This is a genomic window from Rhodoblastus acidophilus, assembly GCF_009720655.1.
Classification (GTDB): domain Bacteria; phylum Pseudomonadota; class Alphaproteobacteria; order Rhizobiales; family Beijerinckiaceae; genus Rhodoblastus; species Rhodoblastus acidophilus_A.
Genome location: NZ_WNKS01000008.1, coordinates 116,051 through 139,524 on the forward strand (window position 1 = coordinate 116,051; position 23,474 = coordinate 139,524).

Here is a 23,474-nt window from a genome sequence, read left to right on the forward strand (position 1 = left end):
TCTCAGTCGCGCCGCAGGCTCTCGGCCTTCATCGAAAGCCGATGCGCGCCGTCGCGCCGGGAGGCGATCTCCCGCAGGAATTTACGCCGGAACGCGCGCTCGAAATCGGCATAGCCATTGGCGACGACATGGAAGGCGCCGGGGCCGCCGATCACATGCTGCTTGTACCAATCCTCGATGGTGGCTCCCGCCATATGCGGCTCGTTGCGCAACTCTTCCATGCCGAAACCCGGCGCCCGATAGGCGCCGGTCCCAATGAATTCGTTCTCGGTGCGAATGGGTAGACCGTTGATGGTCACCCCGCCCGCGACGGTCTTGTCGCGCTCGTCCTCGGTTGCGCGCGCACCGGCGCAGTTGTCGGGACCGTCGCCGGACACGTCGATGACGATTGCCGAAGCCTCCCCGGGAACGCTGCGGACCAGCCCCTCGCGCGCCTCCCGCAGCATGGTGGCGAGGCAGGTGAATTCGCCGGAGACGCGGGGCATGGCGCGGATCAGCCCGGCGACGCGGCGCGCGTCCCGTGTGTCGGCGATGACCTGCCACGCCATCACCTCATGGGCGCTGTCGGACCAGGCCAGCATGGAAACCGCCGCGCGATGATGCGGACCGCCGAGCAGCGACTGCACGACCGAAGGGTCCTCCAGCGCGCGTGCGACGCCCTCGAACTGCACGCGATAGCGGGCGTCGTCCATCGAGCCGGAGACATCGACGGCGAGGATCAGCGCCGTGTCGAACTTTTCGGCCCGCGCCGAGGCGGCCAAGACCAAAGCCGTGGCCAACGCCAGTCCGCCGATCATTCGGGATCGAGCCAGATGCGCCATGCTTCCGCTCCATTGATTCTCAGTTGATAGGCGCCGGGCTTGTCGATCAGATAATCGTCCTCTCCGGCGCCGCCGATGTGCAGGTTCTGGATGACCTCGCCGGCGGCGTTCATCAGATAGAGGACAAAGATCACGCCATCGGAGCGGAAGCGCAGACGGTGCGGGCGGTCGAGGGTAAAAAGCTCAGTGACCGCATTGTGGCTGCCCTGGAAACGCGGCGGCGCCTGTTTGAGCGCGAGCGCGTCGTAGCACGCCAGTCGCTCGACGATCGAGACGACGGCGCGGCAAGCGAGCAGTGTGTCCGTCACCGTCTACGCGAGGCCCGAGCCAGCGGCGCAGCACAAGGCCAGCGCCAGGACCGACCGCGCCGGCCTCACTTCTTGCCGAGCTCCCAGGCGCGCGGGCCGCGCTGCCAGTCCTGCGGGCAGCCGATGCAGCCATCCATCACCGCGTCCTGGAAAATGGCGTAGCGCTTCAGAGCGCCGGTCATGTCGACCTCCGCGAGATTGGCATCATAGAGCTGCGCTTCCTGCAAGTCGGCGTTGACGAGCCGGGCCTGGAAGAAATTGGCTGTATTCGCGCGCGCGTGTTCGAGCGAGGCCGCAGTCAGATCGGCGCCGGTGAAATCGGCGCGCGCGATCCGCGCGAACGACAGATCGGCGCCGCGCAGATTGGCGCCCTTCGCTTTCGACGCTTGCATGAAGGCGGTCCAGAGCTTCGCGCCTTCGAGATTGGCCCCTTCGAGATTGGCGCCGGTGAGATTGGCGTGGCGCAGGTCGGCGCGCGCCAGATTGGCGCGCGCCAGATTGGCGCCGGACAGATTGGCGTCCTTCAAATCGACATGGCGCAGGTCGACGCCGGGACATTGAGTTTTCGGCGCGATCGCGCAGCCGTTCTCCACCCAGGGATCGGGCCGGGGATCCTTGTTGACGATGACATCATAAGCGTGCGCCGGAGCGCCGAACCCGGAGGTCAGCGCCGCGGCGAACAGCGAGAAAAAAAGGGGCCAGCGAGAACCGGTCGCTCTGCAGGTTTGACCGCCATGTGACATGAACGAGGTCCTTCTTGGGAGTAAGGATGGCGCGCCCAGGGCGCATGGACGTCTCGCTGGCCCACTCTCGCCGCCGCCCGGAATGGGATGGGAGGCGACGGGAGCAAAGACCGGCTCTGAAGGAACGTGAGCCGGTCCATCTGCGATGATTTACTTGGCGGCCATCTCGGGCGGCAGTTCGAACACCCAGAACGAACCGCCCTGGCTGACCTGCTTGGTTAGATCGGCCATGTCGCCGCCCCACAGCGGCACCGCGCCGCCGTACCCGGAGGCGATGCCAAGATATTGCTTGCCGTCCTCTTCCCAGGTGACCGGGATCGACACCACGCCCGAACCGGTCTGGAACTTCCACAACTCCTTGCCATTACGTGCGTCAAAAGCTTTGACGAAACCGTCGGACGTGCCAGTGAACACCAGATTGCCCTTGGTGGTCAGCGTCCCCGCCCAGAGCGGGAATTGCTCCAGCGCTTCCCAGACGATCTTTCCGGTGGCCGGGTCTATGGCGCGCAGGGCGCCGACGTGATCCTCGAACTTGCGCTTGATGCGAAAACCCTGGCCGAGATAGGCCGCGCCCTTCTTGTAGGTGATGTTCTCGGTCCAGTAATCCTCGGTCCAGTCGTTCGACGGAATGTAGAACAGCTTGGTGTTGGGATTGTAGGACATGGGCATCCAGTTGGTGCCGCCAAGGAAGTTCGGCGTCACATGGACGGGCGTTCCCTGCTTTTCGCCCTCGGCTGGCGCCGGCGGGCGGTCGTTATTCTCCTTCGGCCGTCCCGTCGCGAGGTCCCAGCCCGAAGCCCAGGAAATGTCGCGCACGAAAGGATAGATACCGATGGCGCCGCCCGCCTGTTTGGAAATGCGGCCGTCGCGCGCCGTCAGCTTGTCGAGATCGGTGACGAAAAAGAAGCCGTTACGGTCGGCATGCGCAGCGGCGCGGGTCTTCTTGCCGTTCTTTTCCAGATCGAACAGCAGCACCGAATTGTTGCCGGAGAAATCCCAGGCGTCGTTCGGCGTGTGCTGGAAGAAACCCACGGGCTCGCCGGTCGAGGGCTCAATGTAGACCTGGCCCGATGTGTACAGGCTGTCATAGGGCTTCCAGTCGCCGTTCGGACCAGAGCGGTAGTGATAGTTCCACGGCGCGGGATTGCCGGTGCCGATAACGATCGTGTTGGACTTGACGTCGAAGGTCGCGGTCTGCCAAGGCGCGCCGCCGCCGTGGTTCCAGCTGTCCTTCTTGGTTCCGTCGGGATTGTTGGGCCAAGACGGCGCCTTGGGATCGCCGGTCGGCGTCGACTCCTGACCATTCAGCCGGCCCATATGGCCTTCGACCAGCGGACGCATCCAGATTTCCTCGCCGGTGTCGGGATCGCGCGCGTAAAGGCGGCCGACCACGCCGAATTCGTCGCCCGAGGAGCCGTGGATCAGCATGACCCGGCCGGTTTTCTGGTCCTTGATGATAGCGGGGGCGCCGGTCATGGTGTAGCCGGCGGTGTGGTCCTCGAACTTCTTCTGCCAGGCGACCTTGCCGGTCTTGCGGTTGAGCGCGACGATACCGGCGTCGAGCGTGCCCATGTAGATCTTGTCGCCATAGATGGCGGCGCCGCGGTTGACCACGTCGCAGCAGGGCCGGATGTCCTCGGCGAGGCGATGCGAATAGGCCCACAGCCGCTTGCCGGTTTTGGCGTCCAGCGCGAACATGCGCGAATAGGAGCCGGTGATGTAGATCACGCCGTCATGAACGAGCGCTTGGCCCTCCTGGCCGCGCTGGCGCTCATCGCCGAAGGAAAACGCCCATTTCGCCTTGAGCTTGCCGACCGTGTCGACATTGATCTTGTCCAGCGTCGAAAAGCGGTTGGCGTGGAGGCCGAGACCATAGCTCAACACGTCGGAGGTGGATTTGTCGTCGTTGGCTATGTCCTCCCAGGTCACCGGCTTTTCGCCGCGCTCCGCCCGCGCGGCGGGGCCGGAGAAGGCGAAGGTCAGGCCGAGCGCAAGCATCGAGGCGGTCGCCAGCAGGCGCGCGCGACGACGCGCTCCAAACGCGTGGAGCCTTGAATCCATGAAATTTCCTCCCTTGCGATTTCAACGCCGGTTTCGTTGGACCGTGTTGAAATCAGGCTAGGGCGGTTCGGATGAGAATGTCCTGAGAGGAGGATGAGAGCGCTCTCAGAAACGCCTGTACTTTGGCGCCGTCTCATACGGTTTCCGCAAGATCGCTTCGCGATCCGCGAAAACGAAATCGCGCGGAAATCGTATCAGGCTTCCCGCGCGAGGCGATAGCCGACCCCACGCAGGGTTGCGATTTTCGGCGCGCCCGGCTTTTCCGCCAATTTCTTGCGGAGATAGCCGATATAGACGTCGACAGCGTTGGGCGTGACATCGCTGGAATCGCCCCACGTCTGGGCGATGATCGCCTCGCGCGACAGGGCGCGGTTGGCGTTGCGCGCCAGACATTCGAGCAGGTCGAACTCGCGGCGGGTCAAGGCCAGCGCGCGTCCATCGACGCAAGCTTCTCGCGCCCGCTCGTCCACGGTCAGCGTGCCGAAGGCGAGCACCGGCGACGGCCCCCGCGCCGGAATATTTCGCCGCAGAAGAACACGGATGCGGGCGATCAATTCCTCGACGTGAAACGGTTTGGTGAGAAAATCGTCGGCGCCGGAGCGAAAGCCTTCGAGCTTGTCGTCCAGGCTGGCGCGCGCGGTGAGCATCAGCACGGGGAGGTCGTGGCCGGCGATGCGGATTTGCCGCGCCACCGCCACGCCGTCCATGTCGGGCAGCATGAGGTCGAGGATGGTTAGGGCGTAGCCGCCCTCGCGCAGGGCATCCACGGCGTTGCGGCCCACCCGGCGCCAGTCGACCTGAAGCCCCTCGCTTTCCAGTGATTTCACCAGCAGGCGTCCGACGCCCGCGTCATCCTCGATCAGCAGAACCTTCATGCCGAGGCCGGCAGAATCAGCGTCACCTTCAATCCGCCCTCCGGACGATTTTCCGCGGCTATGGCGCCGCCATGCTGTTCGGCGATCCAGCGCGCCACCGCGAGGCCAAGGCCCGAGCCGCCGCGCCGCAGCCCCTCCTCGCTTTGATAATAGGGATCGAACAGGCGCTCAAGCGCGGCGCCGGGCGCGCCCGGCCCCTGGTCGCTCACGCTCAGCAGTGCGCGCCCCCCTTCCCGCGCCAGCGCCACCGTCACTTCACCGCGTTCGGGCGAAAATTTCACGGCATTGTCGATCAGGGCGAGAACCCCTTGCCGCAGCCAGCTCTCATCCCCCGAAACACTCAGATCGTCGTCCAGCCCCGCGGCTTTCAAAACCACGCCGCACGCGCGGGCAAAAGCGCCGGCGAGGTCAAGCGCCTCGCGCAACGCGCGCGCAAGGTCAAACGGCGCGATACGCAGCGCCAGACGGCCCTCCTCGGATTGAGCCAAAAGCAGCATGTCGTCGAGCCGCCGCTGCATGACCTCGCCGTTGGCGCGGATTTGGCGCAACGCCTCGCGCAGCATCTGGACATCGGGCGAACGATGGCGCAGCGCCAGGCCGGCCTCGCCGAGCAGGACGGTGGCGGGCGTGCGCAATTCATGACTGACCTTGGCGAAAAACAGTTTTCGGGAGCGGTCGACCTGCGCGAGTTGGTCCGTCTTGGCCTCCAACTCGCGGGTGCGCCGGGCGACCGTGGCTTCCAGTCGCCTGTTGGCGTCCTCCAGCTCGCTCTGCTGGGACAGGATGCGAGCCGCCATCTTGTTGAACTGCCGCGCCAACTGGCCCAATTCGCGAATGCCGCGCGGCGCGACCTGCACCGCGCGGTCGCCTTCGGCGAGCGTCTCGGCGCCGCGGGCAAGCGCCAGCAAGGGGGTGGAAAAGCCGTTGCGCACCGCGCGGAACGCAGCGAGCACGCCGGCAAGCAGCAGCAGGGCGGCGGTTCCCGCATGGCGCAGAAACGCGCCGCGCAGCGCGCCCATTTCGGCGTTCGTCGCGGCCACCTCCTTGCGCTCCTCTTCGACGATCGCGGCGGCGCGGCTCCTCAAGGCGACGACATCGGCGGCGATGCGCCGGGCAACCAAATTCCTGCCGTCGCGGGCGAGGCGCGGGTCCGCCGGCTGATTGGCGAGGAAGGCCAGATTGGCCTGAACGGACTGGAACAAATCGCGCAATTCGAGAGCGCGGGCGACCTCCTCCGCCTGCCTCCCCTTTTCGTCGAGGAGTTCGGTTTCCTGGTTGATGCCGGCAAGATAGAGCGTGAGCGTCCTTTCGACCTTCTCGGCGCTGGCCTGCGACAGAACTGTCCATTCCGGCAGGTTTTCGCGCGCGGCTTCATTGAGAAGCAAGGCGTTCACATCCGCTTCGATCAGCGTGACGACGGACAATTGTTCGTAAGACCGCTCCGCCCGCGCCAGGAAATTGGCGGCCTTCCACAGGTCCTGGAACGTCGAATAGGCGAGCGCCGAGGCAAACGCCGCGCCGATGAGAGACGCGAGGATCACTGCATGGGTGAGCGAGATGCCGCCGAGATCATGCCGGGCTTCGCTGGACCAGGAGGGCGCCGCCTGATGAGACTTGAGCTTGGAGGCCATGGCCGTCAACAGCCCGCATAGGAACTGCGCTGTCAAGACCGGGGACGCAGAGGCCGAAGCGATCGCCGTCAGTCCAGGTGAAACCTGATGATCGTGTACGTCGAGAACCGCCCCCCCGGCGGCGGCGGCGCCTGGACGGCGCTGAGGATGGCGCGCGCGGCGGCGTCGAGCGCCGCGTGGCCGGACGAGCGCGTGATCGCCTGGCTGACGACGCGACCGGACGGACCAATGGTGAAGGCCAACTCCATCTTGAATGTGCTGGCCTAAGAGTCACGAAGTCAGGGCGCGTTTCCGGGCGTCGTGGCGGAGTTCCGTTGCAAGCTGCTCGACCGCAACACCATACCGTTCGGCATGACGCTGCACGCCCAGCCTGGCTGGAACCGTATCGACGAGACGACCGCGCTGAAGGTCGAAGGCTATGGCGGCGAATTCGCGCTACTGGAAGACAAGGAAATCATCCAGGATCAGCTCTGGACCGCCGTCAACCTCTATTACGGCCTCGCCGCGTCGAAGGGCGGCGCCGGCTTGTTCGCCATCGGAGCCAAAATCCTGATTTCGCATCTGTCCTGAGCGCGTCGCTTCCCGTTCCGCAGCGCAGCTCTGGGATGGGCGGGCCGGGGCCTCTTCGATCCGTTCAGCGTCCGCGTCCGGCAAGACATGATGCCGGGCCTAGATCGCGTTCAGGTTGTGGCATTCGAGGCGATGAAAGCGATATGGCGAAGATCCGCCGTTGCATCTTCGAAAGAGTCTAAACTGCATTGATCCGCTTGTGGTCAAGTTTCCGCATGGCCCATGATCTCGCGGGTCGCGACGACTGTTCGACGCGGCGGCAACTGGGATTGTAGCACGATGCTTGGCAACGGCGACGCCTTGGACAGACATGAATTCAGAAACAATCGGTTACGCAAGGATACGCCGCCGCAATTGACTTGGATCAAACTTCAAGACGACAGAATCGTTCTAACTTTAAAGATCGACTGTTATTTTGAAGTCGCGTTTCGGGAAGCTCTCCATTGAAACAGGCAAGTTTGTTTGCATCCGTCCTGCCCGGACGGATGCGGCTGCGCCACCCCATGCTGCGCAATCTTGAGTTGCATGCGCGCATGCAAGAAAGCTTGCGCGCGTTCGTCGATGTCGAAAGCAATCCGGCGACCGGCTCTCTGCTGTTGCGCTTCGATCCCGCCGACACGGAGATGGAGTCGCGCATCCGCGCGGCGGTCGCCGCGATTGTCGCCGCCATCACGCCTCCGTCCGCCGAACCGCACGCGCCCACCGCGACGTCGGCGCGTCGCGAGAGCGCGCCCGTGCTGAACGCGCGGGCGAAACGGGAGATCAATCGCGTCGCCAAGGTCGGCTCGCTCGCGGCCATGGCGGTTTCGATCGCCGCGTTGCGCTCCAGCCGAAAGCTCCATGCGCAGGCGGGCTATCTGTCCGTCTTCCTGATGCTGACGCACGCCGCCTTTCACTGGCGGCGTGCGTTCCGATAGGGGGCGCCCGTGTCCGACGTCGCGTCGCCGCTGCTCGGCTTCCTCCGCCAGCTCAGCATGGCCCATCACATCCCGGGCCGCATCCGTCTGAAAATGAGCGGGCCGCTTCCTCATGAATTGATCGCGGAGGCCAAGCGTTTCGGCGAGGCGCTCGGCGCGGTCGAAGGCATTCGGTCGATCGGCGTCAACGCCCTGGCCCGGTCGTGCACCATCGAATACGACGCCCGCGCGATCCCGCCCTCCGCCTGGAGCGGTTTCCTTTCGGGGGAAATCACGGCTGAAAGCCAACATTTGCGGCGCCTCCTGCTCGATGCGGCGGGCGCGTAAATTTCTAAAAGGAGTTGATCATGTGGAGGCTTCTCACTTTCGCCGCCGGCATCGTGGCCGGGGCCGTGGGCGTCAGGGCGCTCAAGAAGGCCGAGGCGCCCGAAAAGCTGACCGACCTGGCGCACAAGGCCCGCAGCGGCCTTGACAAGGCCGGCGAGGGCTTGCGCGACGCGACCGTGTCCGGACTGAGCGCGGTAGAAAAATCCAGCGCCAGCCTGCGCGCGAAACTCACCGGCGAAGCCGCGCCGCCCGAGGATGGCGCCGCCACCGCGCCCACCTCCTCCAACGGGACAAGCAAGAATGAAGAAGCGTAAGCTGAAAGGGCGCGGCAGTCCGCTCGCGCCAGCGGAACTCTCCAATAATTTTACGCGCGGCCTGGTCGCCACGGGTTTGCTCACCGCGATCCAGAATCGCGCCGCCGGGGCGCCGCCCAATCGCGCGGTCGCGCGGCTGGCGTTGCAGGGCGGCTTCGCCCTCGCCGCCGGCGTCGCCACCGCCGACAGTCTGCGCCGGCAGGATTATTTGAGCGCCGCGCTCGCCATCGCCGGCGGCGTCGCTGGCGTGATGGCGGTCGAGACCCTGCTCGCGGCCGAACCCCCGCAAATGCAACAGGAGGCTGAAATTGGCTAAGAAAAAGAAGAAGAGCAAAGGCCTCAAGCGCCGCCGGCTGGAAAATCTGCTGGCGGGCCAGGCCAATATGGCGCCTCCGGCCAACCAGGGCGTTTTCAACAGCCTGAACAACCTGCTGCCCAAGGGCCGCAACGAGCAGTTCCTGCTCGGCCTCGCGGTGGGCGGGATCGCGGCCTATGTGCTGTCGGACGAGCAAATCCGCGGCAAGTTGTTCAAGGGCGCGATCCAGGCCTATTCCAGCGTGATGGGCGGGTTGGCCGAGATGAAGGAGCAGATGGCCGATCTCGCCGCGGAAGTCGAGGCGGAACAGGGCGCGGCATGATCGCGCAGCCCTGGCTTCGCGCGTTAAAAGTCGTTCACCGGCTGCCCGGTCGCGTCCGCCTGAGCTATCCGCGCAATCTCCACGCGCCCGACCCCGTCGCGCTGGAGAGCATGGCGCGGTTGATCGACGGCGTGACCTCGGTCCGGGTCAATGCGCGCGCGGCCTCGCTGGTCATCGCCTTCGACGCCAGCCGCACCAGCGTCATGACCATTGTCGCGACGCTGGCCGACATGCGCTGGGACGAGGTCGAGGCCAAGCCGCGGGCCGACGACGGCGCGGGCGCCGTGGCCTCCTCGCTCGCCGTGCTGGTCGGCGCCAGCGTGCTGCCCATGCCCGCGCGCCTGCCCATCAGCCTCGCGGCGGCGGCGCCGATGCTGCGCGCGGGCGTGGCCGATTACCGCGACAACGGCGTCACCAGCCATGTGCTGGAGTCCATGGCGGTCGCCATTTCGCTGACGCGCTCGGACTTTCTCGCCGCCAACGCCACCACCTTCATGCTCGCGCTCGGCGAATATATGGAGCATTCGATCGCGCGCCGCTCCGACGATCTGTTGAAACATCTTTTGCGCCCGAGCAGCGATCTTATTTGGGTCCTGCGCGGCGGCGATGAGGTTCAAATTCCCGCCGGCGACGTTTGCGTGGGCGATTCCGTCGTGGTCGGCGCGGGCGCGGTCATTCCCGTCGACGGCACGGTGATGTCCGGCGAGGGCGTCATCAACGAAGCCGCCATGACCGGCGAGAGCGTGTCGGTGATCAAGACGCGCGGCGCGAAAGTCCTGTCTGGCACGAGCATGGAGGATGGCCGCCTCACCATCTATGCCGAGCAGGTCGGGCGGCACACGGCGGCGGCGCGCATCGCCGATTATGTCGAGCAATCGCTGACCGCCAAGAGCGAGGCGCAACTCGACGCGGCCCGCCTCGCCGACCGGCTGGTGCCGACCGTGCTGAAACTCGCCGGCGTCTCCGCCGTGCTGACGGGCGACTGGCGTTCGGCGGCTTCCGTGCTGCAAGCCGATTACTCTTGCGCGCTCAAACTGGCGACGCCCGTGGCGTTCAAGTCGGCCATGTACAATGCCGGACAATCCGGCATTCTGGTCAAGGGCGCGACCGCGCTGGAGCGCCTCGCCCAGGCCGACACGTTCATTTTCGACAAGACCGGGACGCTGACCACCGGGCATCTGGAGGTCACCGACTCCATCGCCTTCGATTCCGCCTATAGCGCCGAAGACCTGATTTGTCTGGCCGCTTCGGTCGAGGAGCACTATTTCCATCCGCTGGCGCTGGCAGTGGTCAACGCCGCGCAGGCGACGGACAAGAACCACCATTTCGACCACACGGAAGTCCAGTTCATCGTCGCGCATGGCGTGGCCAGCGAGGTCAACGGCCAGCGCATCGTGGTGGGCTCGCGCCATTTCGTTGAGGACCACGAGGGCATCGACGTTTCCGCGCATGCCGAGGTGGTGGAGCGGCTTTATCTCGGCGGCAAGACGCTGCTGTTCATCGGCTTTGGCGGGCGACTGCTGGGCATTCTGGCGCTGAAGGATTCTTTGCGCGCGAGCGCGGCGGCGACGATCGCGCGGCTGCGGCGCGCGGGCGTCAAGCGCGTGCTGATGCTGAGCGGCGATCACCGCGACCGCGCGGCGGAGCTGGCGGAACAGCTCGGCCTCGACGGGTTCCACGCCGAACTGACGCCCGAGGACAAGGCCGGGATCGTCGCCGATCTCAACGCGAAGGGGGCAAAAATCGCCTTTGTCGGCGACGGCATCAACGACGCGCCCGCCTTGGCCGGCGCCCATGTCGGCGTCGCCATGCAGAAAGGCGCCGACATCGCGCGGCTCACCGCCGACGTGGTGTTGCTGGAGGATTCGATCGCCCGCGTGGCCGACGCGCGCGATCTCGCCAATGCGGCGATGGCGCGGATCGCGACCAACTACAAGCTGACGGTCGGGCTCAACACCGCCATTCTCGGGCTGGCCGCGCTCGGCGCGTTGTCTCCGGTGGCCACCGCCGTGCTGCACAATGGAACGACCATTGGCATATTGCTCAACGCGTTTCGCGGGTCGGGGCCGAAAGCGGGCAAGCGGCGCGCCTGATTCCGCGCCGGTTCGCCCGCGAACGGCTCGCCAGACGGCGGCCAATCCGCAAGCGCTTCAAAGATTTCCGGGTGATACGGTTTACGCACGATCGCTTCGCGATCAGCGACAACGGAACAGCGCGGAAATCCTCCAGGCAAAGGGCGGATTTCCGCGCGAGCGGAATACGATTTGTTTGCGCGGATCGCGAAGCGATCTCGCGGAAACCCGCGAAGGTTCCAGAGCGAACCTTCGCTTATGGCGCGTTTGTCTGGGCGACGGCGGCGTCCAGGGCGCGCAGAAAAGCGGTGGCGCTCGCCGTGCGCAAGGGACGCATGGGCTTGCCCTCGGTCTGGCAGATTTTCTTCACCGCCTCCGCCGCGCTGTGGCTGACGCAATCGACGGGGAAGAACACGGCGTCCGCCTGGCGCACAAGTTCGCCGAGCCGGGCGGAGGCGTTTTCCAACCCACCGTCGTGATGCAGGAGCTGCCCATTGCGGCCGGCGATAAGCTGACGCAATTTGCACACCGTTCGCGGACGCCCGCCGACGTACAGCAGGCAACGTCCGCACAGATCGGTCGGCTCGTCGGCGCCCGCCGCATCGTCCAGGGCGCCGTCCCTTGCGTCATCCGCGGTCGATTCCGGCGGAGGGTCGGCGCGCGCCATGCTCTGCGCGACATGCAGCCGAGCGCGCAAATGTTCGCACTGCAGTTCGAAACCTGTGGCCTCGCGCTTCAGCAGCGCATTCTCCTGCCGGAGAAGGTCAAGTTCGCTCGCTTGGTCGCGCAATTCGGAGGCCAGGCCGTCGTGGTCGGCCAGCCGCCGCAAACGGGCGCTTTCGCGTTCCAATGTCTCCATTGTGGCGAGGCGCGCGCGCAGTCGCGCAATCTCCACCTCGGCTTCGCGCAGGCGCGCGTCGCGCTCGCCGATCCGCGCCGACAGCCGCCGGGCCAGTTCGCCCTTCTCTCGGCGCGCCTCCGCGATGGCGCGGGCGTCGCCGCGATTGGACGCGCCGGACATGTGCGACATCATGTGGATTTCGCCGTAGACGCGGGATTCGACCTCGAGCGGCAACTTGGGATGGGTGACCATCGCCCAGTAGGCGCCGGGCGCGAGGCCCGCGTCGACGGCGGCCTCCCAATAGGCGACGAAATCCTCGGCTTTTTCCAGCGCGTGCGCCTTGCGGATCGCGCCTTCGAACTTGGCGTCGAGGTGTTTGGTTACCGCGCGGGCCGCCGCATTGTCCGTGCTCATTCGCGCGGTGAGCGTGCCGTGGATGTCGTAATCGCTCATGCGCCAGGGGTTGTCGACCACGCGGCATTTTTTCGCAATGCGCCGCAATTCGCCAAGCGACATGCACGTCCCCACAATCGAGCACCAAGAAGCGCCGCGCACCTCCCAGATGGCGAGACGCCGTCCCTCGGCGCGATGGTCGGCGGCGGGGCTTTCGGCGGGCGGGCGGATCAGATTGGCCAGGATCGGCGTCATCGCGGAGGTGGCCAGCGCCAGCGCCGCCGGCGCGATCGTCACATCCTTCCGCATGGCCGTGATGTCTCCTCAATTCATTGGCGCGATGACGAAACGACACTTCGGGCCGCGATTCGTTGCAAGGCAAACGGCCATGGTTGGAATCAATCTAAATTCCGCGCGCTCGTATTGACCGGCGCGACTCCCCAATGAATAGTCAGGCCTTATGGATTTCATGCGCGGGTCCTTGTCCCGCTACTTCCAACCATTTCCGGCGGACTGAAAATGCAGAACGATATTTGCTTGCAGACGATGAAGCCCGGCGACTCCGCCCGCATCACCGGTTTCGTGAAGGGCGAACGCGAGTACCGCCAGCGCCTGTTGGCGATGGGGCTGACGCCGGGAACCGTGTTCGCCGTGACCCGCGTGGCGCCGTTGGGCGATCCCCTTGAGCTTTCCGTTCGCAATTTCACCCTGACGCTGCGCCGACGCGAAGCGGCGATCCTGCTGGCGGAAAGGCTCTGAGCATGACGCATGTCGTCGCCGTCGTCGGCAATCCCAATTGCGGGAAGACCACCTTGTTCAACGCGCTCACCGGCTCCACGCAGCAGGTTGGCAACTGGCCCGGCGTCACTGTCGAGAAGAAGGTCGGCTCCTACGCGCTGGGCGACGAAAAGTTCGACCTGGTGGACCTGCCCGGCATCTACATGATCGGCGGCCTGTCGAAAGGCTCAGAGGACGAGCGCGTTGCGCGCGACTTCATCCTGTCGGGCGAGGCGAAGGTCGTCGTCAACATCCTCGACGCCGCCAATCTCGAACGCAACCTCTATCTGACCACGCAACTGCTGGAGATGCGGGTTCCCGTCGTGGTCGCCGTCAACATGGTGGACATCGCGGAAAAGACCGGCATCCGCATCGACGTCAAGGCGCTGTCGCGGATGCTGGACTGCCCGGTGGTTTCGATTGTCGCCAGCCGGCGCAGGGGCATGGCCGAACTGAAGGCCACCATCGCCAGCGCCTGCCACAAGCCGGCGGTTCCCTCGGTTCATTTGACCCACGCCCCGGCGGTGGAGGCGGCGCGGGCGGCGCTCCTGCCCATGGTCGCGGAGGCCGCGGCCGCCCGCGGCGTCGATCCCGGCTGGGTGGCGCTGAAACTTCTGGAAGGCGACGGTTTTGCCGAAGCCTTGGCCGGTCGCGGCCTGAAGGGCGAGATCGAGCGGCATGGGCATGAGATTGAGACCGCCTGCGGCGACGAGGCCGACATCATCATCGCCGACGGCCGCTATCGCTTCATCGGCGACATCATCGCCGCCTGCTTCCACCAGCCCCGCAAGATTTCGCTGAAACTGACCCGGCGCATCGACAGGGTGGTCTTGAACCGCTTTCTCGGCGTGCCCGTCTTCCTGTTCGCCATGTATCTGATGTTCCTGTTCACCATCAAGGTGGGCGGCGCCTTCATCGAGTTTTTCGGCCTGACGGCGGAGGCTTTGTTCGTGGACGGCGTCGGCGAGGGGCTGAAAAGCGTCAACGCGCCGGAATGGCTGACCGTTTTCGTCGCCACCGGCATCGGCGGCGGCATTAAAACGGTCGCGACCTTCATTCCCATCATCGGCTCGCTGTTCCTGTTCCTCTCCTTCCTTGAGGACTCCGGCTACATGGCGCGCGCGGCTTTTGTGATGGACCGCGCCATGCGCGCCATCGGCCTTCCCGGAAAGAGCTTCGTGCCGCTGATCGTCGGCTTCGGCTGCAACGTGCCGGCGATCATGGCGACGCGGACGCTGGAAAATCGTCGCGATCGCATTCTCACCATGATGATGGCGCCGTTCATGTCGTGCGGCGCGCGCCTGCCGGTTTACGCCCTGTTCGCCGCCGCGTTTTTCACCCAGAACGGCCAGAATGTGGTGTTCGCGCTTTACATGCTGGGCATCGGCTTCGCGGTGGCGACCGGCTTGTTGCTGAAGGCCACCGTGCTGAAGGGCGCAACCTCCCCCTTCGTGATGGAATTGCCGCCCTATCACCTGCCCACGCCGCACACCGTGCTGCTGCAAGCGTGGCGACGGCTGCGCGAATTCATTTTCCGCGCGGGACAGGTGATCGTGCCCATCGTCGCCGCGCTCAGCTTCTTCAACGCGTTGGGAACGGACGGCTCGTTCGGCAAGGAAAACACGCGCGATTCCGTGCTCGCGGTTGCGAGCCAAGCCGTCACGCCGATTTTCCGGCCGCTGGGCGTCACCGACGAGAACTGGCCGGCCGCCGTTGGCCTGTTCACCGGCATTTTCGCCAAGGAGGCCGTGGTCGGAACGCTGAACTCGCTCTACGCCGAAATGGGCGCGGCAGACGCGGCCGCCAAGGCGCAGGCCGAGGGCGCGTCCGCCGAGGCTCCGAAGGAGAGCGGCGGCGTTGTCGCCAAGCTTTGGGAAGCCGTCGCCACCATTCCCGCCAAATTCGGCGAGATCGGCTCTTCGCTCACCGATCCGCTGGGGCTGAACGTCTCCTACACCGGCGACGCGGAGGCGGCCGCCGCGGAACTGAAGGTGCAGGGAGGCGTATTCGGCGCGATGACCAACCGGTTCGACGGCCTCGCCGGCGCCTTCGCCTACATGCTGTTCATCCTGCTCTACACGCCTTGCGTGGCGGCTTTGGGCGCGATCCGGCACGAGGCGGGGCTCGCCTGGACAGCCTTCGCGGCGGGCTGGAGCACGCTGCTCGGCTACACGTCGGCGGTGGCGTTCTTCCAGATCGCGACCTTCGCGCGCGATCCCGCGTCTTCGTCGAACACGCTTGCGGCCTGCGTCGGGTTCGCAGGTCTCGCGATCGGCTTGATGATCGTGGCGGGGCGCAAGCGCATGCGCGCGCTCGCGGCGGCTCCGGCGGAGTGAGGTCCCATGACGATGACGCTGACCGCCGCCAAGGCCTATCTGATGGACAGGCGGCGCGCCACACTCTGCGACATTGCGCGGCATTTTGAATCCACACCCGACGCGGCGCGGCAGGTCATGCAGCATTGGGTCGCCAAGGGGCGGGTGACGCTGCTGCAAGGAAAGGCGTGCAAGGCCGGCTGCAGCTGCGCTAGCCGGTCCGACGACGTCTATGAATGGGTGACGTAATGATCGGGGTCGCGTCGATTTTGTCGCGACCCCGCGCGCCCGACGCCGTCGCGCGGGGGTAAAGTCACTCCGCGGCGGTCGCCAGCGCGACGCGTTGACGGCGCGCGAGATAGCGCAAACATTGCTGCTCGCGATCATAGCCGAGCAGCGCGCCGAGCATAAAATCCTCTTCCGGCGTCAGCAGATTGAGCGAGCGCGTCGCCAGCGACCGCGCCACATCGACGAAAGCGCGCCGGCCGAAGAACAGGTTGGCCTTGGCGGGGCACACCTCCTGGACGAAATGGTCGATGCCGAGTTTCGCCATCCGATCGAGCGCGCGCGTCAATTCCGTGCGGGTCAGCGTCATCAGAAACAGGGCGCGGACTCCGCGCCCATATTCGTAGACATGATGATGCAGAAGACGCAGGAACGCGTCTCCCTCGACCGCGCAGGGCGGCGCGAACGGCTGGGGCGCTTCGGCCGCCGCGATCAGAGCAACTGGTTCAGCCATGCGGTCACTCGCTTTTCGGTCATGCCGGATTGGGTGTCGAGGTCGAGGGCCAGACCGACGAACTGGCCGTCGCGTTCGGCGGTGGACTGGACATAGTCGAAGCCCTTGGTGTCGGTGAAGCCGACGACATGGGCGCCGAGCGCCGAGACCTCATCGTAGAGAATGCCCACGGCGTCGAGGAAGGAGGTCGGATAGTTCTGCTGGTCGCCGGTTCCGAACAGGGCGACCTTCTTGCCCTTGAGATTGGCGGCGCGCAGCTTGTCGATATTGTCTTCCCAATCCGTTTGCAGGGTTCCGTCGCCATAGGTGGGCGAACCCAGCACCAGCAAGTCGCAGTTTTCGAAATCGGTGACGGAGGCCTTCTTGATGTCGATGGTCCGCCCCTGACACTTGGCGGCGATTTTTGACGCGACGCCACGCGTCGCGCCGCCGTCGGAACCAAAAACGATATTTATTTTCATGTCGCCTTCCTTGTATTCTAGCTTTTCTAGAAGCTAGTCCAAGATCATGATCAGAAATGTGCTCGCCGCCCTGGATTGCAGAAGCAGCTTAGGGTGAGCGTAGCGTAGTCTTTATCGCTCGATACATGGACAGAATACGATCGAGTGCGACGCTATTCCGCAGAAAATACCAATCCTGCTTCATCGTACAAATTGAAACCGTCAATTTAGAAATATTCTAGATTTGAGCAGCAGTCCTCACCGAGGTCGTCATGCGGGTCCGCAACCCCTCGGAAATCAGGACGGTCTCGAAAAGGGGCCTGATCGCCCTGCCCGCCTTCCGCATCTTCACCAAGACCAACATGGCGCTGGCGATGGCTGCGCGCTCCGATCGGCGTCATTCCGGTGATTTTCGGAATTTTCGGGTTTCTGCCCGTGCTCGGGTTCTGGATGGTTCCCCTCGGACTGTCGATCCTGGCGCTGGATTTTTCGGCCGCCGACAAGGCTGATCGATGGCTGAGGCGCAAGGCGCGGCGTCTTGCCGCGGGACAAAACGGAGTGACGTGGGGAGGCGTCGCGACACGCGTGTGCGCTGCGCCCTCTCGATCACCAGTTGGCTGGAAGCGCCAGGAGCGCCCCGCCCAGTGCGATGCGATACCACGCGAACACCGTGAAGCTGTGCGATTGGATGAAGCCGAGCAGCCACTTGATCGCTACGAACGCCACGACGGTCGACGCCAAGAAGGCTATGGCGAGCAGCGTCCAGTCCTCGCCGCCCGCGCCATGCGCGCGCTGGCCGTAAAGCTCGTAAGCGCTCGCGGCGAACATGGTGGGAATGCCGACCAGAAACGCGAATTCCGTGGCGGCGGCGCGATCGGTCGTTCCCGCGACCATCGCGGCGAAGATCGTCGCGCCGGATCGCGACGTACCCGGAAAAATACCGGCGACGACCTGGGCGACGCCAACGATCACGGCCGCCGCCCAGGTGACCTTTGCGCGCGGGGGCTGACGCCCCGCCCACCATTCCGCGCCCAGGATCCAGACGCCGCCGATGATCAGCGCCCACGCGACCGGCGCTGTCGATTCCGGTAGGGAAAAACCGAGTTTTTTGGCGACGAGACCGAGCAAGGCCGTGATCAGGAAGGCGACCGACAGTTTCAAGGCATAAGCGCGGTTTTCCGGTTGTCGGAGGTGGGTGGCGAGCGCGAAAAGGCGCTGGCGGTACACCAGGGTCACGGCGATCATCGCGCCGGCCTGGATGACAATGTTGAAAAGATCCGACCGATGGCCGAGCCAGTGTTCGGCGATCAGGAGGTGGCCCGTGCTGGAAATCGGCAGAAATTCCGTGATGCCCTCGATGAGGCCGAGGAGGACGACGTTGAGGATTTCGATCAAGGTGTGAGGCTTTCATGGGTGAGTGGGCCTGGCCACGCCAGTGAACCGCCGCGCGCCCAGCGAAAATTCATGAGCCGAATGAGCATTAACCTTGCGAACGCGTGCTTTTCGACGCGGATGGATGCGTCGACGGGAGCCCGGCGGACCGCCCACCGGAAGACCGAGACTTTTGGCTCTGAGCAAGGGACGGCTCTCAAGGAGCCGTCCTTCGTGGCGTTGTTCGGATCGCCTGGCGGGTTCAGGCGGAGTCGGGCGCCTTCGCGGCGGCGCCCATTTTCGTCAGGATGAAGCCGGCGGCGACGACGATCACCGCTCCGACGCCCGCGGCGGCGTAATGAACGGCGTCGCCATGGGCGTGCGCGTCGAGGAATGTGTGCGCGAGATTGGCGACATAGGGGTCTGTGATGATCATCTCGCCGGCGATCCAGCCGAGCAATCCGCCGCCGAACCAGATGAGGACGGGGAAACGCTGGATCAAGTTCGTAATCAGCGAGGCGCCGACGACGACAAAGGGGATCGATATCAGGAGGCCGATCGCGAACAGGGGGATGTTCCCTTTGGCCGCGCCGGCGATGGCGACGACGTTGTCGAGGCTCATCACAATGTCGGCCAGCGCAATCGTGCGCACGGCTCCGAACAGTGTTTCCTTCGACTGGATGTGGTTTTCGTCGTCTTCCTCGGCCTTGACCAGCTTGATGGCGATCCAGAGCAGCATCAGACCGCCGACGATGCGAAGATACGGGACCGCGAGCAGATAGGTGATGATCGACGCGAAGACGATGCGCAGGATCACGGCCGTCGCGGCGCCGAGAGCGATGCCCGTTTTTTGCTGCTTGGGCGGAAGCGAGCGGCACGCCATGGCGATCACCACGGCGTTGTCGCCCGAAAGCAGAATATCGATCCAGATAATCTGCAGGAGCGAGATCAGGAACGCGGTGCTGAAATAGTCCATGTGGTGTCCTTAGACGTCGGCGGGAGCCATGCCAGATGGGCTGGCTGTGATATAACCCTGCGGGAACAGCATTGAGCTTTGCTCGATGGCGACGCTACCAGTTTAACGTCGCGCGTGGGCTCCCGCCGGCGCTTTGCTCCGCCTTCTCGGGTCAATTTCGACAAAAGCCCGGGCGGCTCGCGCCGCCCGGAGAAACGATTGGTGGTTCAGGCGACGTTAATGCCGAACTGACTGCACATCGCCGCGAGGCCACCGGCGTAACCCTGGCCCACCGCGCGAAACTTCCATTCCGCGCCGTTGCGATAGAGTTCGCCAAAAATCATGGCCGTCTCCGTCGAATAATCTTCGGACAGGTCGTAGCGGGCGACTTCGACGTTCGTGTCCTGGTTGACCAGACGGATGAAGGCGCCGCCGACCTGACCAAAACTCTGCTTGCGGGCGGGCGCCTCGTGAATCGTCACCGTGAACACGACCTTGGAAACGTCGGCGGGAATGGCGGGCAGGTTGACCTTGACCACCTCGTCGTCGCCTTCGCCCGCGCCGGAAAGGTTGTCGCCGGCGTGCTCGACCGAGCCATCCGCCGACACCTTGTTGTTGTAGAAAATAAAATCCTTTTCGGAACGGACTTTTCCGCTTTCGCCGAGCAGGAAGACGGAGGCGTCCAGATCGAATTCGGCGCCGTCCGTCGCGCGCGGATCCCAGCCGAGGCCGAACAGAACTTTTTTGAGATTGGGATCGGTCTTGGTGAGGGAGACGTTGCCGCCCTTCGAAAGGCTGATGGCCATGGGTGTCAATTCCTTCAGAGTCGAACCCGTCCGCTCGGGCCCGATGGAGTGTGCGTATGGAGGACCGGAATCGTGCGGACCTGACTCCGGATTAGGGAGTCACAAGCCGAATTCGCTCGCGGTGAGGCCGAGTTCGCCGCAGATCGCGCGCACGACCGCTTTCTCGCCCTCGTCGAAATTGCCGTCGGACGCGCCGATGATGCAGCAGACGCGCACCATGGTGCGAGCCGCCGCCGGATTGTTCCTGAGGCGGCCGACGATCTTCATCGCCTCGACCTTGCCGATGTCGGCGTCGAAGTCGAATTTCGACGTCACCTGATTGAAAAAGCCGATGACGTCCTCAAGCTTGAAGACCTTCAGTTCGTCGGAGGTCTGGATGAACCCGACCATCTTCTTCTTTTCGTCCGAAGAAATGGTTCCGTCGGCGGCGGCGACCAGCGCGCAACCGGCCACGGTCGCCTCCATGAACTCCCGGTTCTTGAACTTGCCGATCTCGGTCTTGAGCGCATTGCTCGCCTCGGAAGCCTTGTCCTTGGCGGCCTTGATCCAGTCTTCAAACATTTGATGGTCCTTCCTGTTAGTCTTTCGCGCCAGCGACCCATCGCAGGCCCCAATGAAAGCTTCTGTCCATTTCGGCATGGCCGTTGAAATATCTGACCTCGCGTGACACCCGCATCTGGCCGTCGACATTTTCGATCAGCGCCACCGCGCACATGTTCTTGCGCGAATCGCCTTCCTCAAGCGGGACTTCGACCGGCGCGGCGCCGGGCGTGTAAAGCGTGATCCGACCGTCCGTCGCCGCCCAGTTCGGCGCGCCTTCGTAAATAAAGGCGTAGATCAAAAGGCGGCGGATTTCGCCCCAGCGCGCGCCATTGATGCGAAGCCATTCGCCCTCCGCGACCGCGCCGGAGCGGTCGTCGCCGGACAATTCGATGTAGGGTTCGAAATTGAAGGCGCCGAAACTGTCGCCCAGCGCCTGGATCCCTCCCCTGTGTCCGTCCCGCAATTCGTAGAGGCAGCCGAGATCGAGATCCACCGACCGGGGGCGGCCGAAAAACCCGGTCTTGACCGGCGCCGCGCTCCAGTTGAGGTTGATCCTGATCTCGCCGAAACTGTCGCCTTTCTTGGTCAGGTCGATTTTCGGCTGCGCCTTCGTCAACGTGACCTTCGACAACGAAACGGCTGAAGGCGGCGGCGGTGGGGGCGGCGCGGGTGTCGGAGCCGGATCCTCGGCGACGACGACGCCAAAACTTTCCGCGAGCGGTTTCAATCCGCCCGAAAACCCCTGTCCGACCGCGCGAACCTTCCAGACGCCGTTGCGACGGTAAATCTCGCCGAGGATCATCGAGGTTTCGATGGCGCCCTCGGTCGGAACCGGGAAACGGATGGGATCGGCGCCCTCGATTTCGAAGGCGACAGAGGCGGCGTTGGCGAAGGTCGGGCGCGCAACGCCTTCGCCCGGCAGGGTCGCGGCGAAGGCGATTCGCTGAACCCGGGCGGCGGCCGAGGCGAGGTTCAGTGAAAACACGGTCTCGCTGTCGTTCGACGAGGTCAAACGGACCGCGCCGTCGCCCGACTGGCGCTGGCCGTAAAACACCATGTCGGGGTCGCCCGACACTTTTCCGGTTTCGCCAAGCAGATAGGCTGAGATGTCGATGTCTCCGACGATCGACCCTCTACCGATCTGAATGCGCACGATCGGCGTCGTCGTGGGCAGGGGCGCGTTTTCCCCTTTTTGCAGGTTTGGCACGAAAGTCGCCCGCTCAGAGTGCGGCGGCGGCGAACGGCAACAATTGCTGAGCCGTCTGGCCGTTGGCCGGCGTCCCCACCGCTTTCATGGTCCAGGAGTCGGCGCTGCGACTCAACACAGCCATGACGACGCCGGAGTGCGCGCCCTTTTCCGCCAGGTTGAAGCGGACCAACTCCTTGCCATTGGCGGCGTCGACGAGACGGCAGAACGCGTTTTCGACCTCGTTGAACGTCTGGCCGCGAAAGCTGTTCACGGTGAACACAAGTGAAACGACTTCGGCGGGCAGAGAGGCGAGATCGACCGAAATGGTTTCATCGTCGCCCTCTCCCTCACCGGTGAGATTGTCGCCGGAGTGCTGGATGGCGCCGTCCTTGGAACGGAGGTTGCGAAACCACACGAGGTCAACGGGTTGCTTGCCGGCGTCGAACACGATGCAGGAGGCGTCGAGGTCGATGCCCTCCGGCGCGCCGCCGAACAGGCTCTTGAGAAAGCCGCCGCCGGATTTCGCGGCGTCCCAGCCCAGGCCCATCTTGACCCGGGTGAGGCTGTTGGTTTGTTTGCGCAGATCGACACTCTGGCCTTTGGCAAGCGAAATAGACATAGGCGCCCTTTGATTTTTGTCGCTTTCGCGACCGCCAAGATGCGGCGCTTCGGCGGCTTCCTTGAAACGCATGGACTGTTCGACGGCAGTAATCGTCCCGGGACATTAAGATAGAGTTGTGTCGGCAGTTTTGCGAGAGCCCGCGGGAACCAATCGGATGGTTGCGGCGCAGGACAAGGCGGGCCCGCGGGCGCAGGTGAGCGAACTCCTAATTTTCTTCTTCATTTTCAAGAGGCTTCTCTCGGAAAGCGTCATCCGTCAAGGCGCAAAATCTCGCAGTCGGGGGCGGTCCCCGCGTCGCGCGCGCCAAGAGTATCGAAACGCGCAAGAACGTTGCGCGCCCAACGGGCGTGCGTGGCAGGTTCGCACATCGCGCCATTCATTCGAAAGACCGCTGGCGCTCCGGGCGAGAGAATCGCGCGCGCGATCTCGACTTCGCTTTGCTCAGGCTGGAAGGCGCGATGGATGGCCGCGATCTGGCAAGGGTGAATGGCGGTCTTGCCGACGAAGCCGTGGCAGGCGTCCCGGCGCAACTCCGCGGCGAATGAGTCGGGATCGTCGAGGATGTCGAAGACCGGCGCGGTGAGCGCAAACCCCTCGGCGACGCCGCGGATGGCGAGGCTTGAGAGGACGGGACCGAGCGCGCTGTCATAGAGCGTGAGGCCGCGCGCGCGGCGCAGTCCGAGCCGCGCCATAAGGTCGTTGCCGCCGATGCGCAAGGCCAGGACGCGGTCGCGCGCGATCGCCCGAAGCTCGCGCAAAAAAAACTTCGTTTCCTGGACGTCGAAGAATTCGTCCGTTTCCAGCGTTGGCATGAGAAGGAGTTCGGTGTGATCCACGGCGCGAAACCACGGGTCGAGATGGCCGGGTCGGCATTTCGCCGCCACGAAGCCGTCGACTCGTTCAATGTGCGGCGCGGCGGCGATTTCGGCCGCCATCGCCACGGAGCGCGGCCTTACGAACAGGAGGGGGCGGTCGCCGCGCGTGCGGCCATGGCTGTCGAGCCGCGCGAGCAGGTCGGCGAGGTTGCGCAATCCCCTGGCGATGTCATGTTCGGCGAGCGCATCCTCCAGGCAAAGCACGAGGGAGCGCAACTCGGGAATTTTGCGGCCGACGGCGATATCGAAGATGTCGGGCCGGGTGACCGGCATGTAGAGCGTGGCGCCGAGGGCATGGGGCGAAGGGGTCACGTCGAATTCCCAGAAATTG

The 23,474-nt window shown here is 64.6% G+C and carries 27 protein-coding genes and 1 pseudogene; 11 read left to right on the forward strand and 17 right to left on the reverse strand.

The genetic code is table 11. The features are described 5' to 3' along the window. Nucleotides 1-2: 2 nt before the first annotated feature. The 7 genes from GJ654_RS11155 to GJ654_RS11185 form a co-directional block, all read right to left on the reverse strand. Nucleotides 3-821: a DUF1194 domain-containing protein gene (locus GJ654_RS11155; RefSeq protein WP_155446232.1), complete on the reverse strand. Its 819-nt coding sequence runs from the start codon at nt 819-821 to the stop codon at nt 3-5. Further along, entirely contained in the window at nt 794-1,129 is a 336-nt protein-coding gene (locus GJ654_RS11160; RefSeq protein WP_155446233.1) for a hypothetical protein, read from the reverse strand. The genes GJ654_RS11155 and GJ654_RS11160 overlap by 28 nt, the downstream gene beginning before the upstream one ends. A gap of 65 nt (nt 1,130-1,194) precedes the next feature. Then, the gene (locus GJ654_RS11165; protein WP_155446234.1) at nt 1,195-1,872 is read right to left on the reverse strand and encodes a pentapeptide repeat-containing protein; all 678 of its coding nucleotides are present in this window, start codon (nt 1,870-1,872) and stop codon (nt 1,195-1,197) included. Between the two features lie 150 nt (nt 1,873-2,022). Further along, on the reverse strand, nt 2,023-3,933 hold the full coding sequence (locus GJ654_RS11170; protein WP_246664698.1) for a methanol/ethanol family PQQ-dependent dehydrogenase: 1,911 nt from the start codon (nt 3,931-3,933) through the stop codon (nt 2,023-2,025). 194 nt (nt 3,934-4,127) lie between these two features. Continuing rightward, nucleotides 4,128-4,808 carry a response regulator transcription factor gene (locus GJ654_RS11175; RefSeq protein WP_155446235.1) on the reverse strand — a complete coding sequence of 227 codons (681 nt, stop codon included), beginning with the start codon at nt 4,806-4,808 and terminating at the stop codon, nt 4,128-4,130. After that, nucleotides 4,805-6,439 (reverse strand): HAMP domain-containing sensor histidine kinase, encoded by a 1,635-nt coding sequence (locus GJ654_RS11180; RefSeq protein ID WP_155446236.1) that lies wholly within the window; start codon nt 6,437-6,439, stop codon nt 4,805-4,807. Before GJ654_RS11180 ends, GJ654_RS11175 begins: the two co-directional genes overlap by 4 nt. Before the next feature lie 68 nt (nt 6,440-6,507). Then, nucleotides 6,508-6,687 carry a TonB family protein gene (locus tag GJ654_RS11185; RefSeq protein ID WP_155446237.1) on the reverse strand — a complete coding sequence of 60 codons (180 nt, stop codon included), beginning with the start codon at nt 6,685-6,687 and terminating at the stop codon, nt 6,508-6,510. Between the two features lie 52 nt (nt 6,688-6,739). Here GJ654_RS11185 and GJ654_RS11190 point away from each other — a divergent pair, with 52 nt between their 5' ends. The 7 genes from GJ654_RS11190 to GJ654_RS11220 all read left to right on the forward strand — a co-directional run bounded on the left by GJ654_RS11190 (nt 6,740) and on the right by GJ654_RS11220 (nt 11,298). Beyond that, nucleotides 6,740-7,009, forward strand: a complete 270-nt coding sequence (locus GJ654_RS11190; protein ID WP_155446238.1) for a hypothetical protein — start codon at nt 6,740-6,742, stop codon at nt 7,007-7,009. Between the two features lie 443 nt (nt 7,010-7,452). Continuing rightward, complete coding sequence (locus GJ654_RS11195) at nt 7,453-7,926, forward strand: hypothetical protein (RefSeq protein ID WP_246664699.1); 474 nt, start codon at nt 7,453-7,455, stop codon at nt 7,924-7,926. A 9-nt stretch (nt 7,927-7,935) separates the two neighbouring features. Next, nucleotides 7,936-8,253, forward strand: coding sequence for a heavy-metal-associated domain-containing protein (locus GJ654_RS11200; RefSeq protein WP_264586206.1), 318 nt, complete (start codon nt 7,936-7,938; stop codon nt 8,251-8,253). A gap of 20 nt (nt 8,254-8,273) precedes the next feature. Then, nucleotides 8,274-8,567: a hypothetical protein gene (locus GJ654_RS11205; protein WP_196305516.1), complete on the forward strand. Its 294-nt coding sequence runs from the start codon at nt 8,274-8,276 to the stop codon at nt 8,565-8,567. Further along, nucleotides 8,554-8,883, forward strand: a complete 330-nt coding sequence (locus tag GJ654_RS11210) for a hypothetical protein (RefSeq protein WP_155446239.1) — start codon at nt 8,554-8,556, stop codon at nt 8,881-8,883. The genes GJ654_RS11205 and GJ654_RS11210 overlap by 14 nt, the downstream gene beginning before the upstream one ends. Then, on the forward strand, nt 8,876-9,205 hold the full coding sequence (locus GJ654_RS11215; RefSeq protein ID WP_155446240.1) for a YtxH domain-containing protein: 330 nt from the start codon (nt 8,876-8,878) through the stop codon (nt 9,203-9,205). Before GJ654_RS11210 ends, GJ654_RS11215 begins: the two co-directional genes overlap by 8 nt. Further along, nucleotides 9,202-11,298, forward strand: coding sequence for a heavy metal translocating P-type ATPase (locus tag GJ654_RS11220; protein WP_155446241.1), 2,097 nt, complete (start codon nt 9,202-9,204; stop codon nt 11,296-11,298). Before GJ654_RS11215 ends, GJ654_RS11220 begins: the two co-directional genes overlap by 4 nt. Nucleotides 11,299-11,533: 235 nt before the next feature. Here GJ654_RS11220 and GJ654_RS11225 read toward each other — a convergent pair whose 3' ends face one another. Beyond that, nucleotides 11,534-12,820, reverse strand: coding sequence for a DUF2325 domain-containing protein (locus tag GJ654_RS11225; protein WP_155446242.1), 1,287 nt, complete (start codon nt 12,818-12,820; stop codon nt 11,534-11,536). A 210-nt stretch (nt 12,821-13,030) separates the two neighbouring features. On the opposite strand from GJ654_RS11225, the gene GJ654_RS11230 reads away from it, so the two are divergent. From GJ654_RS11230 to GJ654_RS11240, 3 genes are read left to right on the forward strand one after another with little or no spacing between them, the layout of a single operon-like run. Further along, complete coding sequence (locus GJ654_RS11230) at nt 13,031-13,270, forward strand: FeoA family protein (protein WP_155446243.1); 240 nt, start codon at nt 13,031-13,033, stop codon at nt 13,268-13,270. A 2-nt stretch (nt 13,271-13,272) separates the two neighbouring features. After that, a complete protein-coding gene (gene feoB, locus GJ654_RS11235) occupies nt 13,273-15,624 on the forward strand; it encodes a Fe(2+) transporter permease subunit FeoB (protein ID WP_155446244.1) in 2,352 nt (783 codons plus the stop codon). A gap of 6 nt (nt 15,625-15,630) precedes the next feature. Then, nucleotides 15,631-15,852: a FeoC-like transcriptional regulator gene (locus tag GJ654_RS11240; protein ID WP_155446245.1), complete on the forward strand. Its 222-nt coding sequence runs from the start codon at nt 15,631-15,633 to the stop codon at nt 15,850-15,852. A gap of 64 nt (nt 15,853-15,916) precedes the next feature. On the opposite strand, the gene GJ654_RS11245 is transcribed toward GJ654_RS11240, so the two are convergent. After that, nucleotides 15,917-16,342 carry a DUF2023 family protein gene (locus GJ654_RS11245; RefSeq protein WP_155446246.1) on the reverse strand — a complete coding sequence of 142 codons (426 nt, stop codon included), beginning with the start codon at nt 16,340-16,342 and terminating at the stop codon, nt 15,917-15,919. Further along, the gene (gene fldA, locus GJ654_RS11250; protein ID WP_155446247.1) at nt 16,321-16,803 is read right to left on the reverse strand and encodes a flavodoxin FldA; all 483 of its coding nucleotides are present in this window, start codon (nt 16,801-16,803) and stop codon (nt 16,321-16,323) included. The genes GJ654_RS11245 and fldA overlap by 22 nt, the downstream gene beginning before the upstream one ends. Nucleotides 16,804-17,181: 378 nt before the next feature. Here fldA and GJ654_RS21460 point away from each other — a divergent pair. Next, nucleotides 17,182-17,298: pseudogene (locus GJ654_RS21460) on the forward strand (hypothetical protein); the annotation flags it as partial. Between the two features lie 90 nt (nt 17,299-17,388). On the opposite strand, the gene GJ654_RS11260 reads toward GJ654_RS21460, so the two are convergent. From GJ654_RS11260 to GJ654_RS11290, 7 genes are all read right to left on the reverse strand, one after another. Beyond that, entirely contained in the window at nt 17,389-18,174 is a 786-nt protein-coding gene (locus GJ654_RS11260; protein WP_264586215.1) for an undecaprenyl-diphosphate phosphatase, read from the reverse strand. A gap of 241 nt (nt 18,175-18,415) precedes the next feature. Next, nucleotides 18,416-19,129, reverse strand: coding sequence for a TerC family protein (locus tag GJ654_RS11265; RefSeq protein WP_155446249.1), 714 nt, complete (start codon nt 19,127-19,129; stop codon nt 18,416-18,418). Between the two features lie 206 nt (nt 19,130-19,335). Next, nucleotides 19,336-19,914 (reverse strand): TerD family protein, encoded by a 579-nt coding sequence (locus GJ654_RS11270; protein ID WP_155446250.1) that lies wholly within the window; start codon nt 19,912-19,914, stop codon nt 19,336-19,338. Nucleotides 19,915-20,013: 99 nt separating this feature from the next. Next, complete coding sequence (locus tag GJ654_RS11275; RefSeq protein ID WP_155446251.1) at nt 20,014-20,475, reverse strand: tellurite resistance TerB family protein; 462 nt, start codon at nt 20,473-20,475, stop codon at nt 20,014-20,016. 16 nt (nt 20,476-20,491) lie between these two features. Then, complete coding sequence (locus GJ654_RS11280) at nt 20,492-21,664, reverse strand: TerD family protein (protein WP_210350823.1); 1,173 nt, start codon at nt 21,662-21,664, stop codon at nt 20,492-20,494. Nucleotides 21,665-21,677: 13 nt separating this feature from the next. Then, the gene (locus GJ654_RS11285) at nt 21,678-22,265 is read right to left on the reverse strand and encodes a TerD family protein (protein ID WP_155446252.1); all 588 of its coding nucleotides are present in this window, start codon (nt 22,263-22,265) and stop codon (nt 21,678-21,680) included. A gap of 251 nt (nt 22,266-22,516) precedes the next feature. Further along, the gene (locus tag GJ654_RS11290) at nt 22,517-23,455 is read right to left on the reverse strand and encodes an HpcH/HpaI aldolase/citrate lyase family protein (RefSeq protein WP_155446253.1); all 939 of its coding nucleotides are present in this window, start codon (nt 23,453-23,455) and stop codon (nt 22,517-22,519) included. Between the last annotated feature and the right edge of the window lie 19 nt (nt 23,456-23,474).